At 73.2% G+C, this 13,958-nt stretch carries 19 protein-coding genes; 13 read left to right on the top strand and 6 right to left on the bottom strand.

Annotated elements, in window-relative coordinates:
- Positions 1 to 32 precede the first annotated feature (32 nt).
- Positions 33 to 1,772, bottom strand: coding sequence for a DEAD/DEAH box helicase (locus ACXJKA_RS08315; RefSeq protein WP_456824717.1), 1,740 nt, complete (start codon positions 1,770 to 1,772; stop codon positions 33 to 35).
- Positions 1,773 to 2,068: 296 nt separating this feature from the next.
- Positions 2,069 to 2,482, bottom strand: coding sequence for a CoA-binding protein (locus ACXJKA_RS08310; protein ID WP_456824716.1), 414 nt, complete (start codon positions 2,480 to 2,482; stop codon positions 2,069 to 2,071).
- A gap of 108 nt (positions 2,483 to 2,590) precedes the next feature.
- Between ACXJKA_RS08310 and ACXJKA_RS08305 the strand changes: the two genes are divergently transcribed.
- From ACXJKA_RS08305 to ACXJKA_RS08270, 8 genes are all read left to right on the top strand, one after another.
- Positions 2,591 to 3,175, top strand: coding sequence for a CDP-alcohol phosphatidyltransferase family protein (locus ACXJKA_RS08305; RefSeq protein ID WP_456824793.1), 585 nt, complete (start codon positions 2,591 to 2,593; stop codon positions 3,173 to 3,175).
- The gene (locus ACXJKA_RS08300; RefSeq protein WP_456824715.1) at positions 3,172 to 4,104 is read left to right on the top strand and encodes a DUF881 domain-containing protein; all 933 of its coding nucleotides are present in this window, start codon (positions 3,172 to 3,174) and stop codon (positions 4,102 to 4,104) included. Before ACXJKA_RS08305 ends, ACXJKA_RS08300 begins: the two co-directional genes overlap by 4 nt.
- Positions 4,101 to 4,433, top strand: coding sequence for a small basic family protein (locus ACXJKA_RS08295; protein ID WP_456824714.1), 333 nt, complete (start codon positions 4,101 to 4,103; stop codon positions 4,431 to 4,433). The genes ACXJKA_RS08300 and ACXJKA_RS08295 overlap by 4 nt, the downstream gene beginning before the upstream one ends.
- An 11-nt stretch (positions 4,434 to 4,444) precedes the next feature.
- The gene (locus tag ACXJKA_RS08290; protein WP_456824713.1) at positions 4,445 to 5,494 is read left to right on the top strand and encodes a DUF881 domain-containing protein; all 1,050 of its coding nucleotides are present in this window, start codon (positions 4,445 to 4,447) and stop codon (positions 5,492 to 5,494) included.
- Between the two features lie 153 nt (positions 5,495 to 5,647).
- On the top strand, positions 5,648 to 6,112 hold the full coding sequence (locus ACXJKA_RS08285) for an FHA domain-containing protein (RefSeq protein ID WP_456824712.1): 465 nt from the start codon (positions 5,648 to 5,650) through the stop codon (positions 6,110 to 6,112).
- A gap of 46 nt (positions 6,113 to 6,158) precedes the next feature.
- Positions 6,159 to 6,935, top strand: coding sequence for a transcriptional regulator FtsR (ftsR, locus tag ACXJKA_RS08280; RefSeq protein WP_456824711.1), 777 nt, complete (start codon positions 6,159 to 6,161; stop codon positions 6,933 to 6,935).
- Positions 6,936 to 6,993: 58 nt separating this feature from the next.
- Positions 6,994 to 7,509, top strand: a complete 516-nt coding sequence (locus tag ACXJKA_RS08275) for a bifunctional nuclease family protein (RefSeq protein WP_456824710.1) — start codon at positions 6,994 to 6,996, stop codon at positions 7,507 to 7,509.
- Between the two features lie 158 nt (positions 7,510 to 7,667).
- Positions 7,668 to 8,261 carry a MerR family transcriptional regulator gene (locus ACXJKA_RS08270; protein WP_456824709.1) on the top strand — a complete coding sequence of 198 codons (594 nt, stop codon included), beginning with the start codon at positions 7,668 to 7,670 and terminating at the stop codon, positions 8,259 to 8,261.
- Between the two features lie 55 nt (positions 8,262 to 8,316).
- On the opposite strand, the gene ACXJKA_RS08265 is transcribed toward ACXJKA_RS08270, so the two are convergent.
- Positions 8,317 to 9,090 (bottom strand): ParA family protein, encoded by a 774-nt coding sequence (locus ACXJKA_RS08265; protein ID WP_456824708.1) that lies wholly within the window; start codon positions 9,088 to 9,090, stop codon positions 8,317 to 8,319.
- A 99-nt stretch (positions 9,091 to 9,189) separates the two neighbouring features.
- Between ACXJKA_RS08265 and ACXJKA_RS08260 the strand changes: the two genes are divergently transcribed.
- The 3 genes from ACXJKA_RS08260 (at position 9,190) to ACXJKA_RS08250 (ending at position 10,591) form a co-directional block, all read left to right on the top strand.
- Entirely contained in the window at positions 9,190 to 9,834 is a 645-nt protein-coding gene (locus ACXJKA_RS08260; RefSeq protein WP_456824707.1) for an MBL fold metallo-hydrolase, read from the top strand.
- A gap of 62 nt (positions 9,835 to 9,896) precedes the next feature.
- Positions 9,897 to 10,055 carry a hypothetical protein gene (locus tag ACXJKA_RS08255; RefSeq protein ID WP_456824706.1) on the top strand — a complete coding sequence of 53 codons (159 nt, stop codon included), beginning with the start codon at positions 9,897 to 9,899 and terminating at the stop codon, positions 10,053 to 10,055.
- Between the two features lie 35 nt (positions 10,056 to 10,090).
- Entirely contained in the window at positions 10,091 to 10,591 is a 501-nt protein-coding gene (locus ACXJKA_RS08250) for an N-acetyltransferase family protein (protein WP_456824705.1), read from the top strand.
- Here the strand turns inward: ACXJKA_RS08250 and ACXJKA_RS08245 are convergent.
- Entirely contained in the window at positions 10,588 to 11,571 is a 984-nt protein-coding gene (locus ACXJKA_RS08245; protein WP_456824704.1) for a ketopantoate reductase family protein, read from the bottom strand. The genes ACXJKA_RS08250 and ACXJKA_RS08245 overlap by 4 nt on opposite strands.
- Before the next feature lie 343 nt (positions 11,572 to 11,914).
- Between ACXJKA_RS08245 and ACXJKA_RS08240 the strand changes: the two genes are divergently transcribed.
- Complete coding sequence (locus tag ACXJKA_RS08240; protein ID WP_456824703.1) at positions 11,915 to 12,442, top strand: GNAT family N-acetyltransferase; 528 nt, start codon at positions 11,915 to 11,917, stop codon at positions 12,440 to 12,442.
- Between the two features lie 31 nt (positions 12,443 to 12,473).
- On the opposite strand, the gene ACXJKA_RS08235 is transcribed toward ACXJKA_RS08240, so the two are convergent.
- The gene (locus ACXJKA_RS08235) at positions 12,474 to 13,031 is read right to left on the bottom strand and encodes a GNAT family N-acetyltransferase (RefSeq protein WP_456824702.1); all 558 of its coding nucleotides are present in this window, start codon (positions 13,029 to 13,031) and stop codon (positions 12,474 to 12,476) included.
- Between the two features lie 127 nt (positions 13,032 to 13,158).
- Between ACXJKA_RS08235 and ACXJKA_RS08230 the strand changes: the two genes are divergently transcribed.
- Positions 13,159 to 13,494 carry an HNH endonuclease gene (locus tag ACXJKA_RS08230; RefSeq protein WP_456824701.1) on the top strand — a complete coding sequence of 112 codons (336 nt, stop codon included), beginning with the start codon at positions 13,159 to 13,161 and terminating at the stop codon, positions 13,492 to 13,494.
- Here the strand turns inward: ACXJKA_RS08230 and ACXJKA_RS08225 are convergent.
- Positions 13,475 to 13,909, bottom strand: a complete 435-nt coding sequence (locus ACXJKA_RS08225) for an iron chaperone (RefSeq protein WP_456824700.1) — start codon at positions 13,907 to 13,909, stop codon at positions 13,475 to 13,477. The genes ACXJKA_RS08230 and ACXJKA_RS08225 overlap by 20 nt on opposite strands.
- Positions 13,910 to 13,958: the final 49 nt, after the last annotated feature.

Raw genomic sequence — 13,958 nt, 5'->3', positions numbered from 1 at the left:
CCGGAGGGGAGACAGGGGCGAAGGGTGTGCGATCAGCTGCGGCCGCGGGCCGGGCCGTGCGTCGGGCGCGAGGCGCCGTGGCCCGGGCGCGGGCCCGAGTCGAGACGGATCCGCAGGGGACGACCGGCGACGCGGGTGCGCGCCAGGCGGTCGATGACGTCGGCCGAGAGACCGGCCGGGATGTCCACCAGCGCGAAGCTGCCGAAGATGTCGATCTTGCCGACGTCCTTGCCGGTCAGGCCACCCTCACCGGTGAGCGCACCTACGAGGGCGCCCGGCTGGAGGCCGTCCCGGTGCCCGACGGCGACGCGCCAGCGCGGCGAGCCCCCGGCGATGTGCGTGTCGGCGCGGCGACGCTCGCCCCGCTCGGGACGGTCGTAGCTGCGCTCGGCGTCGCGCTCGCGACCGCCACCGGTGAGGTGGGCGCGGGAGAGCGCGTCGTCGAGGTCGTCGCCCTGGACGGCCACGGGGCCCTCGTCGCCGACCGCGAGGGCGGTGACGACAGCGAGCAGGTCGACCGGGTCGACGTCGGGGTTCTGGGCCAGGTGCACAGCGATGGCCTCGCGGTACAGGTCCAGGCGACCGAGCTCGGCGCGGGCGCCCGTGCGGGCGAGCAGGGCCTGCACGCGGTGCGCGGAGACCTCGGCCGGCGACGGGATGTCGACCTGCAGCAGCGACTGGCGCGTGGTCCGCTCGATCTGGCGCAGCCGCGACTGCTCGGCGGGCGTGACGAACGACAGCGCCTCGCCCTCGCGACCGGCACGGCCGGTGCGGCCGATGCGGTGCACGTAGGTCTCGGGCTCGCGCGGCACGTCGAAGTTGACGACGAGGCCGATGCGGTCGACGTCGAGACCACGCGCGGCCACGTCGGTGGCGACGAGCACGTCGAGGGCACCGGTGCGCAGGCGGTCGACGATCTTCTCGCGCTCGGTCTGGGCGACGTCACCGGAGATGTAGGCGGCGGAGATGCCGCGCTCGATCAGCGCGCTGCCGACCTCCTCGGCGGCACCGCGGGTGCGGACGAAGACGATGGCGGCGTCGGCCTCGGACACGGCGAGCACGCGGGCGAGCGCGCCGGTCTTGTGGCGGTGCGGGACGACGGCGTACGTCTGGCGGACGCTCGTCACGGTGGACGCCTGGCGCGAGACGGTGATCTCGACCGGGTGGTTGAGGTGCTGCTCGGCGACCCGGCGGATCTGCGGCGGCATCGTCGCGGAGAACAGGGCGACCTGACGCTCGCGGGGCGCGGCGGACAGGACCTTGTCGACGTCCTCGGCGAAGCCCATGCGGAGCATCTCGTCGGCCTCGTCGAGCACGAGGAAGCGGACCTGGTCCATCTTCAGCGTGCGGCGGTCGAGGTGGTCGAGCACACGACCGGGGGTGCCGACGACGACCTGCGCGCCGCGGGACAGCGCGCGCTGCTGCGGCAGGAACGGCGAGCCGCCGTACACCGCGAGCACGTTGAGGCCGGGCAGGTGCGTCGCGAACGACTGGATGGCGTCGGCCACCTGCATCGCGAGCTCACGCGTCGGGGTCAGGACGACCGCCTGGACCGCGGGCAGGTCGTAGTCGATCGCGGCGAGCAGCGGCAGGCCGAACGCGGCGGTCTTGCCGGTGCCGGTCTGGGCGACGCCGACGATGTCCCGGCCGGTCAGCAGGGCGGGGATGGCCTGCGCCTGGATGGCGGAGGGAGTGGTGAAACCGAGATCCGCGATCGCGGACTGGAGTGCCGGGGGGAGACCCAGCGCGTCGAAGGTGCCGTTCTCGGGCATGGACGAGGGCGCAACAGAGCTCATGAAATGCGGGAACCGATCATCGCGGGGCGGAGCCCTGAACCGTGCACCAGGTCGGCGAACAGCGGGTCGCAGCCCCGGACCACCCAGTGGCAACCGCTCACGCGATGCCTAGACCACACGACGCGAGGCGGGCCCCGACCGACACAGCGGTGGTGGCGACGCCTCGAAGGGGGACGCGACGAACTCCAGATTCATCGAGGAGTCTACCGGGCGGAGCTCGTCGGCGGCTGGCCGACCACGCGTGACGTCGCGCACAGCCCCCGTGCGCGCCGTCACAGGCCGCGGCGCGGACCCTCGATCGCCGGGCAGGCGTCCATCACGACGTCGAGCCCGGCTGCCCGCGCACGCTCCGCGGCGTCCTCGTCGACGACCCCGAGCTGGAGCCAGACCGCACGGGCGCCCACGGCGATCGCCTGGTCGACCACCTCGCCCGCGAGGTGGCTGTTGACGAAGACGTCGACGACGTCGATCGGGCCGCCGACGTCGGCGAGCGTGGGCACACCAGGGACGCCGTGCACCGTCTCCGCCTTCGGGTGGACCGGGACGATCGTGTGGCCGAGCGACTGGACGTACCGCGCCACGCCGTACGCGGCGCGCGCGCTGTTGCTCGACAGCCCGACCACGGCCCAACGGCCGGGCGTGGTCAGGAGCCGGGTGATCACGTCCGGGTCGTTACTGTGCGCCATTCTCGAACTCTGGCACCCCGACGGGGGATGTGCGCGCCGTCGTCCTGGGCGGTCCCGCGGTCCGCATAGGATCGACGCCGCACGGACGGGACGGTGACGGGGGAGGCAGTGACGAGCAACGACATCGTCTCCACGCGCGTGCTGACCGTCCCGAACCTCATCAGCTTCGTGCGGCTGCTGCTGGTCCCGGTCTTCGCGGTGCTCCTCGTGCAGGGGCACGACGGCTGGGCCGTCGTGGTGCTCGCCGTCTCCGGCGCCAGCGACTGGCTCGACGGTGTCCTCGCCCGCCGGCTCGGTCAGGTGTCGCGCCTCGGCCAGCTCCTCGACCCCGCAGCCGACCGGCTCTTCATCATCGTGACGCTCGTCGCCCTCGCGTGGCGCGACGTCGTGCCGTGGTGGCTGCTGGGCGTCCTGGTGCTGCGCGACGTGGTCCTCGCGGTGATGCTCGTCGTGCTTGCCCGGGTCGGGTACGCGCCGCTCCCGGTGCACCTGGCGGGCAAGGCCGGCACCTTCGCCCTCCTCTACGCGTTCCCGCTGCTGCTGCTCGCGCAGTGGGACTCCTGGGTCGGCACGGTCGCCGGCGTGGTCGGGTGGGCCTTCGCGCTGTGGGGCGTCGCGCTCTACTGGTTCTCCGCGGGGCTCTATCTCGCGCAGGCCCGCCACCTCCTGCGCGACACCGCCGAGCCGGCATGAGCACCCGACACGGCTCCGGTGGCCCGCGTCCGGCGGCGGGCCCGCCGGACGCGTCGATGACCTTGATCACCGAGTTCTACCGTCGCCCGCTCGACCCGGGCTACGCGCAGGCCGCGGCCCGGCGTGCGGCCGGGACGGGTCCGCGCCAGACCGTCCGGTCGACCGCCGGGCTCGTCGCGCTCGCCATCGCGCTCGGTCTGGGGGCCACGGCCGCCACGATCGCCCTGCGCCAGCCGGCCGGCTCCGTGCAAGCCGCGCGCTCGCTGCTGGAGAAGCAGATCGAGCAGCGCAGCGCGGAGGCGGACGCCACGCAGGTCGAGATCACCGCGATGACCACCCAGATCGCCACGCTCCAGGCGCAGCTGCTCGGCGACGAGGGTCAGGCCGTCCGCGACGAGATCACCGCGGACGCGGTGGAGTCCGGGGTCCAGGCCGTGACGGGTCCTGGCCTGCGGCTCGTGCTCACCGACGCGCCGTCCGACGATCCCGACGCCGAGGACCCCGAGCTGCGCGTGCAGGACGTCGACCTGCAGGTCGTGGTCAACGGGCTGTGGGCAGCCGGGGCCGAGGCGGTCGCGGTCAACGGTCAGCGCCTCACCGCGATGACCGCGATCCGCAGCGCAGGCGATGCCGTCCTGGTGGACCTGGTGGCGCTGAGCAGCCCGTACACGGTCGACGCGATCGGCGACGCGGTCGACATGCAGACGTCGCTGGCGCGCGGGAGCGCCGGCCAGCACCTGGCCACCTTGCGGAGCAACTTCGGCATCGGCGTCCAGCTCTCGTCGCAGAGCTCGTTGGAGCTGCCGGGCACCGGGCAGGTCACCCTGCACTCCGCGAGCGTCCCGGAGGCGAGCCCGCAGCCCGAGGGTGCGCCGGACGAGACGGGTGTGACAGAGTCCGCAGTTCCGACAGGGGAGGACGGCACGTGATCGCGGTCATCGGTCTGCTCATCGGCGTCGTCGGTGGACTGCTGCTGCAGCCCACGGTCCCCACCGAGCTCCAGCCGTACCTTCCTATCGCGGTCGTCGCCGCGCTGGACGCCCTGTTCGGCGGCCTGCGCGCGATGCTCGACGGCATCTTCGACGACCGGGTCTTCCTCATCTCCTTCCTCTCCAACGTCGTGGTCGCGGCTCTGATCGTGTTCCTCGGCGACCAGCTCGGGGTGGGCACGCAGCTGTCGACGGCCGTCGTCGTCGTCCTGGGCATCCGGATCTTCTCCAACGCCGCCTCGATCCGCCGGCACCTCTTCAAGGCGTGAGCGTGACCCCGATGCACGACGAGCGAGACGAGGCGGACGTGCGGCGGCCCGCGCCCGACGACGACGCGTCGAGCGTGCAACCGCCCGTGCGGGACGACGACGCACCGTCGCCCGACCACGACGAGCTCGCGCCCGCCGACGACGCGTCCGACCTGCGCGACCCCGAACGCGGTCCGAAGGTGTTCGTGCCCGACCTGGATCCGGCCGTCGACGACGAGCCCGACCGGCCGGTGGCGAAGGAGGCACCCTCTGCGACCTCGCCGCTGAGCGAGACCGGAACCGTCGAGCCGGAGAGCCCCGAGCGTGCAGGCGAGCCGCAGCCCGCTCCCTCGGATCCGCCGAGCGGCTGGGTCGTGCTCGGCCGCGCCCTGCGACCCCGCATGAACCGGGCGCAGGTGCTGGCCGGCGTCCTCTGCGCGGTGCTGGGTTTCGCGCTCGTCGCGCAGGTGCGACAGTCCAGCGGCGCGGACCTCGCGGGCATGCGCCAGGGCGACCTGGTGCGCATCCTCGACGAGACCACCAACCGGGGCGACGCCCTCGCGCGTGAGTCGGCCGACCTGGCGCGCGAGCGGGACGACCTGCTGTCGGGCTCGGACCGTCGCCAGGCCGCGCTCGACGCCCTGCGCCGCAGCGCGGAGACCCAGGGCATCCTCACGGGCCGGCTGCCGGCGGAGGGCCCCGGCGTGACCGTCACACTGACCGAGCCCGACGGGCTGATCAAGCCGATCACCATGCTCAACATGCTGGAGGAGCTGCGCAACGCGGGAGCGGAGGCCGTGCAGCTCAACGACCGGCGCGTCACCGCGAGCAGCTCGTTCACCGGCACCGGTGGGGCCGTAGTCCTCGACGGCGTCGCGCTCACCGCCCCCTACAGGTGGATCGCGATCGGCGACCCCGACATCATCGCGCCCGCTCTGCAGATCCCCGGCGGCGCCATGGCGCAGGTGCGCAACAACGGCGGCCGGGGCACGGTCGACAGCGCGGACAAGGTCGTGGTCGACGCGATCCGGGACGTGCCGGACCCGCGGTACGCCACCCCGGTGCCGCCCGAGGGCGATTGATCCTGGTCTGTTCCTTCTGACGGTCGCCCGCACGACTTTTCGGCCCCGACCTGGGGCGAGGACGTGCTGCGCCGACCCGCCCGGTCCGCATAGGGTGTGCCTGACCCCGAGGAACGCCGGTGGTCGACGCGAGGAACGGGCCCGGGAGGTGGCATGAGCGGCGAGGATCCGCAGGTCGGACGTCCCGCCAACGGACCCGACACGACGATGAGCTTCGGAGCGGTAGAGCCGGTCGAGATCGAGGCGGCGGCTCCTGTCGGGCTCACCCCGGACGAGGTCGCGGCGGTGCACGCGCTGCCGCCCACGTCGGCGCTCCTGGTGATGCAGCGCGGCCCCAGCGCCGGGGCCCGGTTCCTGCTCGACGCCGAGCGGACCGTCGCGGGCCGCTCGACGGGTGCGGACATCTTCCTGGACGACGTCACGGTCTCCCGCAAGCACGCGGAGTTCGTCCGCGACGGGCAGACGTTCGTCGTCCGGGACATCGGCTCGCTGAACGGGACGTACGTCAACCGCACGCGGATCGACCAGTCGGTGCTCCGGGCGGGCGACGAAGTGCAGATCGGCAAGTACCGGATGACGTTCCACCCCAGCCCGCACCGCGACACGGCCGGCGCGTGACCGGCCGGCACCTGACGCAGACCCCCGATCCGAGGGGGAGCGCGACGTGACGAGTGCCCGTGCGCAGCGCGTGCAGCCCGAGCCCTCCGAGGCCGCCGTCGCCCCCGCAGGCGAGCACGAGCCGTGGCCCCGCGGGATCTCGCGGCGCGCCTCGATGCGCATCTCCGACGTGCTGGCCTCGCTCCAGATCGAGTTCCCGGCGGTCACCACCTCCAAGCTCCGGTTCCTCGAGGAGCAGGGCCTGGTCGAGCCCGTGCGCACGGCCGCCGGCTACCGGCAGTACTCGCCGGCGGACATCGAGCGGCTGCGCTTCGTGCTGCGCCAGCAGCGGGACCGGTACATGCCGCTGAAGGTCATCGGCGACCGCCTCGCGGCGCTGKACGCCGGCGAGGAGGACGAGCCCGGGCCGCGCGCTCGGCTCGCCACCCGTGACGGCGTCCGCGAGGCGACCGGTACCCGATGGACCGTGGACGCGCTGGCCCGCGAGGCCGGCGTCGAGCCCGCGTTCGTCGACGACCTCGTCGCCGCGGGCGTGCTGCGCCCGCACGGCGCCGCGTCGTCGTTCGACCCGTGGGCGCGAGACATCGTGATCGCTGCTGCGGCGCTCGCCGAGCACGGCATCGACGCGCGACACCTGCGGCAGTTCCGCACCTCGGCCGAACGGCAGGCGGACCTGGTCGAGCAGGTGGTGGCCCCGTGGCGCGGCCAGCGCAGCGCCTCGTCGCGGGCGCGGGCCGGCACGCTCGCGGCGGAGGTGGGCGAGCTCTGCAACCAGATGCACACGGCCCTCGTTCGCGCGGCGGTCGCCGACCTCGCACCGTAACGAGGTCGAGACACCCGTAGGGGCGCCGGATCGGCGTCGGCGTCGTAGCGTGGGCGGCATGGGGGAGGACGCCGAGCTCGTGCCGGTCGAGATCGTCGGGGTGCGTCAGCACCTGGCCGACGACGAGATCGTCGTGCTCCTGCTCGACCCGGACTCCGAGCTGCTGGTCCCCATCCTCATCGGCCCGGCGGAGGCGAGCGCGATCGCGTCCGCCCAGGCAGGCATCGTGCCGCCGCGGCCCATGACGCACGACCTGCTGCGCGACGTCCTGGTCGCCACCGGCTCGGGCCTGACCCGGGTCGAGATCACCCGGCTCGAGGACGGGGTGTTCCACGCGGAGCTCGTGCTGCGGACCGGGCCGCGCGTCGACTCGCGAGCATCCGACGCCATCGCCCTGGCGCTGCGGTTCGGCTGCCCGGTCCTGTGCTCGGCGGAGGTCGTCGCGATCGCCGGGGTCGAGGTGCGGACGACGACGTCGGAGCAGGACCTCGAGCGCTTCCGCAGGTTCCTCGACCTGGTCACTCCCGAGGACTTCAGCACGGGCGCCGAACCCGACGACGAGCAGGGCACGTGAGAGTTGCCCGGGACAAACCTTCGCCCTCAGGTCGAAGGTGAGACTCGCCGGTCGCGACACGCCCGGCGGGCGTCATGGCGTCCGTCGCGCCACGGGCCTAGTCTGACAAGCAGCCGGGGGAGCTGTCCGCCGACCGGCTCGCGACGAGTGGAGGATTCGTGACCAGCACCGAGAGTGCCGAGAGCGTCAGCGGGGCGGTCCCGCAGCGCGCTCAGGGCATGCTGTTCGACGACGACCTCCCCGACCTCGACACCGCGACCGGCTACCGCGGCCCGACCGCCTGCCGCGCCGCCGGGATCACGTACCGCCAGCTCGACTACTGGGCCCGCACCGGCCTGGTCGAGCCGTCGATCCGTCCGGCCACCGGGTCGGGCACGCAGCGCCTGTACAGCTTCCGGGACATCCTCGTGCTCAAGGTGGTCAAGCGGCTGCTCGACACGGGCGTGTCGCTGCAGCAGATCCGCACCGCCGTCAGCCACCTGCGCGAGCGCGGGGTCGACGACCTGGCGCAGATCACCCTCATGTCCGACGGCGCCAGCGTGTACGAGTGCACGTCGGCCGACGAGGTCATCGACCTCGTGCAGGGCGGTCAGGGCGTCTTCGGCATCGCCGTCGGGCGCGTCTGGCGCGAGGTCGAGGGAACCCTCGCCGAGCTTCCCTCCGAGCGTGCCGACGAGGAGGACGACGTCACGCACGAGCCGTCCCCGCAGGACGAGCTCGCGGTGCGGCGTCAGGCGCGCACTGCCGGCTGAGCCCACAGCATCTGGACGAGAGCGGCTGCCCGATCGGGTGGCCGCTCTCGTCGCGTCAGTGGCGCGGTGCGCGCAGGGCGCGGTCGAGCAGCGCGTCGAACGTCCGCGCGAGCTCGGCCGCCGCGGCACCGGGCCACGCGTGCACGGGCTGGGCGGCTCCCTGCGCCTGCTGCAGCGCCGCGCGCTCGGGCACGGGCGGGGTGAGCACCAGGGGGCCGTACAGCGTCTGCAGCTCCTCCTGCCGGAACGCCTGCTCGATCGAGCGGGCGCGGACACGGTTGACGACGATGCCGAGCGGCTGGAGCGCCGGGGCGGGACCGCGGCGCAGCTCGTCGATGGTGCGCATGGCGCGACCGACGGCCATGACGGCGAACAGACCGGGCTCGGTGACGACGAGCGCCCGGTCGCACGCGGTGAGGCCGGTGCGCGTCAGCCCGCCCAGCGACGGGGGGCAGTCGATGAGCACGAGGTCGTAGCCGTGCACCCAGGACAGGGCGTAGTGCAGCCGGTCGACGTCGTCGTCGTCGAGGCGGTCGTGCGCTGCGGACCTCTCGGACCCGGCGAGCACGTCCAGGCCCTCGTCGGCCCACGACGACAGCACGGTCGCGGCCTCCATCGTCGCCGCGCTCGGGGCGTCGAGGACGGACGCGACGTCCCCGGCCTGCGGGCGCGCGCCCAGAGCCATGGTGCTGTCGCCCTGCGGGTCGAGGTCGATGACCAGGGTGTGCAGGCCGCGCTCGAGGGCAGCCGACGCCAGGCCGAGAGTGATCGACGTCTTGCCCACGCCACCCTTGAGACTGCACACCCCGAGCACCAGCACGAGCGACACCGTATCCGGGGGACGTCTCCACGACGAAAACCGGGACGCCGATCCACCCGCACGGCGGTTCCCTGGGCACCGGTGCGCAGGTCAGGACAGACTGGACCGATGAGCGTCCGACTGACTCGCTGGGGGCACGCCTGCATCCGTCTCGACCGGGGCGAGGACCGTCTGGTCATCGACCCGGGCGTCTTCTCCGAGCTCCCGGGAGCGCTCGACGGTGTCTCGGCGGTGCTGATCACCCACGAGCACGGTGACCACGTGGCCACCGAACCCGTCGTCGAGGCGGTCCTGGCGGGCCTCGAGGTCTGGGCACCGCAGTCGGTCGTCGACGTCCTGGTCGGCGCGGGCGCCCCGGCCCACCGCGTGCACGCGGTCCGCGCGGGCGACACCGTCACCGCGGGCGGGTTCGAGGTCGCGGTGCAGGGGGAGTGGCACGAGCTGGTCCACCAGGACGTCCCCCGCGTGCACAACGTCGGCTACCTCGTCGCCGGCGTCCTGCACCCGGGCGACGCGTACGTCGACCCGTCGGGCGCCCAGGTCGACGTCCTCTGCACGCCGGTCGGCGCGCCGTGGCTCAAGCTCGGCGACGTGGTCGACTACGTGCGCAGCGTGAACCCCGGCAGGCTCGTGGTGATCCACGACGCGCTCCTCAGCGCGGCCGGCCGGGGGATGGCCACCAGCCTCCTGGGCCGTCTCGGCGGCGCGGGTGACCCGATCGCCCTCGACCCTGGTGAGGGGGTCGACCTCTGAGCCCTCCGGCCCGCGCACCGCGCGGGCCGCTCGTAGTGTGGACGCGTCGGAAGGAGATCACCGTGACGGAGCCCGTGGGGCATGAGGTGCCCGCGCTGGAGTACGACGAGACCGTGGCGCCGCGGCCGGAGGAGGAGATCGCCGACGCCGCGCGGTCGGTGCCCGACCCCGAGGGCCATGGCGGCACGCCGGAGGGTCGGACGGCGCGCGAGGAACCCTGACCGCGACTTCGCCGGTCGTGAGGCATCCTGTGCAGGTGATTGTCCAACAGGTGGGGGAGAGCGACTGGCGACTCGTCCAGGAGGTGCGGCTTCGCGCCCTGCGGGAGGACCCGGACGTGTTCGGGGCCTCGCTGGCCCGGGAGGAACGCTTCGTCGAGTCGCACTGGCGCATGCGCCTGCGGACGTCGACCACCTGGATCGCCGTGGACGACGGGGGAGTCGGCCGCGGCATCGTCACCATGATGCAGGAGCCCGGGTCACCCGTGGACGACCGGCACGTCGTCTCGCTGTGGGTGGCGGCGGAGTCGCGTCGGCACGGCATCGGGTGGGCGCTCCTGGACGCCGTCCGCGCGGCGGCCACCGCGCAGGACGCGCGGACCGTCTCGTTGTGGCTGCTCGACGGCAACAACGCGGCAGGCGACCTGTACGTGCGCGCGGGCTTCACGCGGACGGGGGAGCGTCAGGTGCTCCCGCGGGACCCGTCGCAGACCGAGGAGCGGTACGTGCTCACGCTCCGAGCGGCCGAGGCCTCCTAGCCCAGGCGCGCGAGCAGGTCCGCCGCGTCGTACGCACCCGGCTTCGAGCCCGCGGCCGCCGCCTGGCGGGCGAGCTGCTGGAGCATCGCGTTCACCGGTGTCGGCACGCCGTGCAGGCGTCCGAGCAGCACGATCTCCCCGTTGAGGTAGTCGGCCTCGACCGAGCCGGTCCCGCGGGCGAGCGACTGCCACGACGACCCGCCGCCGCCCTCGCCGGGAAGGCGTCCCATGTGGAACTCCGCGCGGGCGGCGTCGTGCTCGGCGTCGGGCACCAGGTGCACGCCCGCCGCGGCCAGGGCTGCCCGGCCCTCCGCGTCCGCACGGGCGCCCAGCTCGCGGGCGGCATCGTCCCGGTCGGTCCCGCACAGGGCCTCGATGGCGTTGCCCAGGTTGGTCACGAGCTTGTAGGCCTTCCACGCCATGACGTCGTCGACCACCGGCGCCCGGAAGCCCGCCGCGACGAGGTCCGTCGCGATCTGCGTCGGGGCGGGACCGCCGATCGGCACGGGTCCGAGCCAGAGGACCCCGGGGACCGGCGTGCTGCCGGCCGTGACGCGCCCGGGTTCGAGGTGGGTCGCCGGCAGCCAGACGCACATGCCGACGACGTGCGCGAACCTGCGCAGGGCGGCCCGCTCGTTGTCGACGCCGTTCTGGGCGCACACCAGGGGGAGATCCGTCGCCGCGGTGCCGCCGCCTCGGACGGGACGATCCGCCCAGGAGTCCAGGGCGTCGGCGGTGTCCTGGCTCTTCACCGCGAGGACCAGCACGTCGTCCGGGCGCAGGTCCACGTCGTCGGGGCCGGCTGCCGTCGGAGGATGCACGTGCAGGACGCGGTCGGCGGTCGCCACCTCGAGGCCGTCGGCGGTCAGCGCGTCCAGCTGACGGTGTCGAGCGACGAGCACGACGTCCCGGCCGGCGGCCGCCAGCAGCCCGCCGATCACTCCGCCGACGGCTCCGGTCCCGATGATGAGATAGCGCACCGGCCGCACGCTACGCGGCCCGAGCGGCGACGGCCCGCTGTGGTCGCGGGAGAGGGTGAACGCGGTCGCCTCTCGGCGACATGTCATAATGTGCATTATCGGCGTAGCGCCGACGCGCTCACGTGGGTGTGCGGACCGCACTCGTCGGAACGGTGAACACCGACTCGAACGCCTCCGACGCCGCTGATCCATTCTCGTGCGGGTCGAGAGCTACTCGACGTCCGGATCGGATCGGATCGGCTCCGTGTGACGTCGATCGGCCGCTCGACAGTCACCGCGGTCAGCTGGTTTCCCTCGCCCACCCCGCGCGATCCCGGCCGGCGGCACCTGACATCATCGTCAGATGTCCTCGACCCGCACCCCGGACGCCCTGGAGACCGATCGCCTCGTCCTTCGGCACCGCCGAGTCGACGAGGCGGACATCTATCGCCTGCTGTGGACCGAGCGCGACGCGCGGGTGCCGGAGCACCGGCGCATCGATGCCGAGGGTCGGCCGACCGTGGAGGACATCGCGGCGCAGCTCCGCGCCGAGAATGACGGCCCCGGGCCGCGGCTGCTGGCCGTGGAGCGGAAGGGTCCCGGTGACGTCATCGGTTACTGCGGACTGACCGTCGGGAGCGGATCGCCGGACGAGCCCCAGCTGGCGTACGAGCTGCTGCGCGCGGTCCATGGGTCCGGCTACGCGACGGAGGCCGGTCGCGCGGTCATCGCCTGGGCGAGCGAGGCGGGCTACCCGCGGTTGTGGGCCGAGGTCTGGGACTGGAACGTCGCGTCGCGGCGCGTCCTGGAGAAGCTCGGGTTCCGCGAGACGGGGCGGGTGGAGCGCACGTCCGTGCACGGCCGGAGCCTGCTGACCGTACGGGAGTCATGAACCGGCGCCCGGCGAGGACGTCCGTCGTCGCCTAGCCGCGCTGGAGACGGTCGTTGTACTCGTGGCTCAGGAGCGACCACACGGACTTGTCGTGGAACGTGCCGTCCACCAGCCATGCCTCACGCAGTTCACCCTCGTGCACCATGCCGAGCCGTCGGGCGACCGCGAGGCTGCGTACGTTGTCGCTGCGGCAGCGCCACTCCACGCGGTGGAGCCCCCGCACCTCGAACGCGTAGCGGACGAGCTGTGTGACGGCAGCGGTGATGTGCCCGTGGCCTTCTCCGGCGGGCTCCGACCAGCAGCCCACCTCGCACACGCCGGAGGTCGCGGAGAACTCCACGAACATCACCCCGCCCACCAGCAGGCCGTCCACCCAGATGCCGTAGATGCGTGGCCCGTCGTGCGCGAGCTGTTCGGCGTACCGGGTCAGCGTGGCGCGCGCGCCGACGACGTCGTCGCTGAGGAACGACGGCCCGACCCACGGACGGATGTGCTCACGGGCGCGGGCCATGTGGGCAGCGAACTCGGCCGCGCGCCACGGCTCCAGCGCATCGAGGTGCGCGCCTGTCTCCAGCTCGATCGGGTTCATCGTCCTCGCCGTCTGTGTCGTGCGGCCGGAGCGCCTGCCCGGACCTGCGGCTGGTCGACCATATGCTCCCGGCATGGCCGTCGGTGGGAGTCGCAGAGCCCGCGCGGCGCGCCGTCGGAAGCGTCGCATGGACGGCGTCGAGCACGACCTGACCCCGGACCAGTGGGACGCGCTGCAGGAGGCCTGGGCCGGCTGCGCGTACTGCGGCGCGGCCGACGGACCGATGCAGCGCGACTGCGTCCTGCCGATCTCCCGCGGCGGCCGGTACACGCTGGAGAACGTGGTCCCGGCATGCCGGTCGTGCAACACGAGCAAGTGCAACGACGAGGTCACCGGCTGGATCCGGCGGAAGCGTCTCGACGAGCGCGCGTTCCTCGCGCGCTACGTGGAGCTCCGCGCCGAGCTCGGCCTCCGTTTCCCGGCGACTCCCGAGCCCGAGGCGGTCAGCTCACGGCCTTCGTGACCAGCGCGGCGATCCGCTTCTCGTCGGCGGTCGTGAGTGAGGTCAGGGCGAACGCGGTCGGCCACATGGTGCCRTCGTCGATCTTGGCCGCATCGTTGAAGCCCAGCGTCGCGTACCGCGTCTTGAACTTCGAGGCGGCCTGGAAGAACAGGACGACCTTGCCGTCCTTGGCGTAGGCCGGCTGCCCGTACCAGGTCTTCGGCTCGAGCTTCGGTGCGGCGGCCGTGACGACGGCGTGGATCCGCTCCGCCATCTCCCGGTCGGGGGCGTCCATCTCGGCAATCTTCTCGAGCAGGTCCGCCTCGCCGTTTCCCGACTTCTTTCCGCGCGTCTCCTTGGCGCGCTCCTTCATCGCCGCGCGCTCCTCGGCCGAGAACCCCTCGGACGTCGCGGTGGTCTTCTTCGTCTCCGCCATGGCAGTGCCTCTCTGTGTGGATCAGTGAGAACGGTCGTCAAGAACTGCG

This window comes from Cellulomonas sp. P5_E12 (assembly GCF_054049315.1).
The sequence above is the reverse complement of the archived record's forward strand: the minus strand, read 5'-3'. Positions and strand labels throughout refer to the sequence as shown.

Coding starts and splice junctions, on each gene's coding strand:
- ACXJKA_RS08315 (WP_456824717.1), bottom strand. CDS start 1,772: ATGCCCGAGAACGGCACCTTCGACGCGCTGGGTCTCCCCCCGGCACTC.
- ACXJKA_RS08310 (WP_456824716.1), bottom strand. CDS start 2,482: ATGGCGCACAGTAACGACCCGGACGTGATCACCCGGCTCCTGACCACG.
- ACXJKA_RS08300 (WP_456824715.1), top strand. CDS start 3,172: ATGAGCACCCGACACGGCTCCGGTGGCCCGCGTCCGGCGGCGGGCCCG.
- ACXJKA_RS08290 (WP_456824713.1), top strand. CDS start 4,445: ATGCACGACGAGCGAGACGAGGCGGACGTGCGGCGGCCCGCGCCCGAC.
- ACXJKA_RS08285 (WP_456824712.1), top strand. CDS start 5,648: ATGAGCGGCGAGGATCCGCAGGTCGGACGTCCCGCCAACGGACCCGAC.
- ACXJKA_RS08275 (WP_456824710.1), top strand. CDS start 6,994: ATGGGGGAGGACGCCGAGCTCGTGCCGGTCGAGATCGTCGGGGTGCGT.
- ACXJKA_RS08260 (WP_456824707.1), top strand. CDS start 9,190: ATGAGCGTCCGACTGACTCGCTGGGGGCACGCCTGCATCCGTCTCGAC.
- ACXJKA_RS08240 (WP_456824703.1), top strand. CDS start 11,915: ATGTCCTCGACCCGCACCCCGGACGCCCTGGAGACCGATCGCCTCGTC.
- ACXJKA_RS08235 (WP_456824702.1), bottom strand. CDS start 13,031: ATGAACCCGATCGAGCTGGAGACAGGCGCGCACCTCGATGCGCTGGAG.
- ACXJKA_RS08230 (WP_456824701.1), top strand. CDS start 13,159: ATGGACGGCGTCGAGCACGACCTGACCCCGGACCAGTGGGACGCGCTG.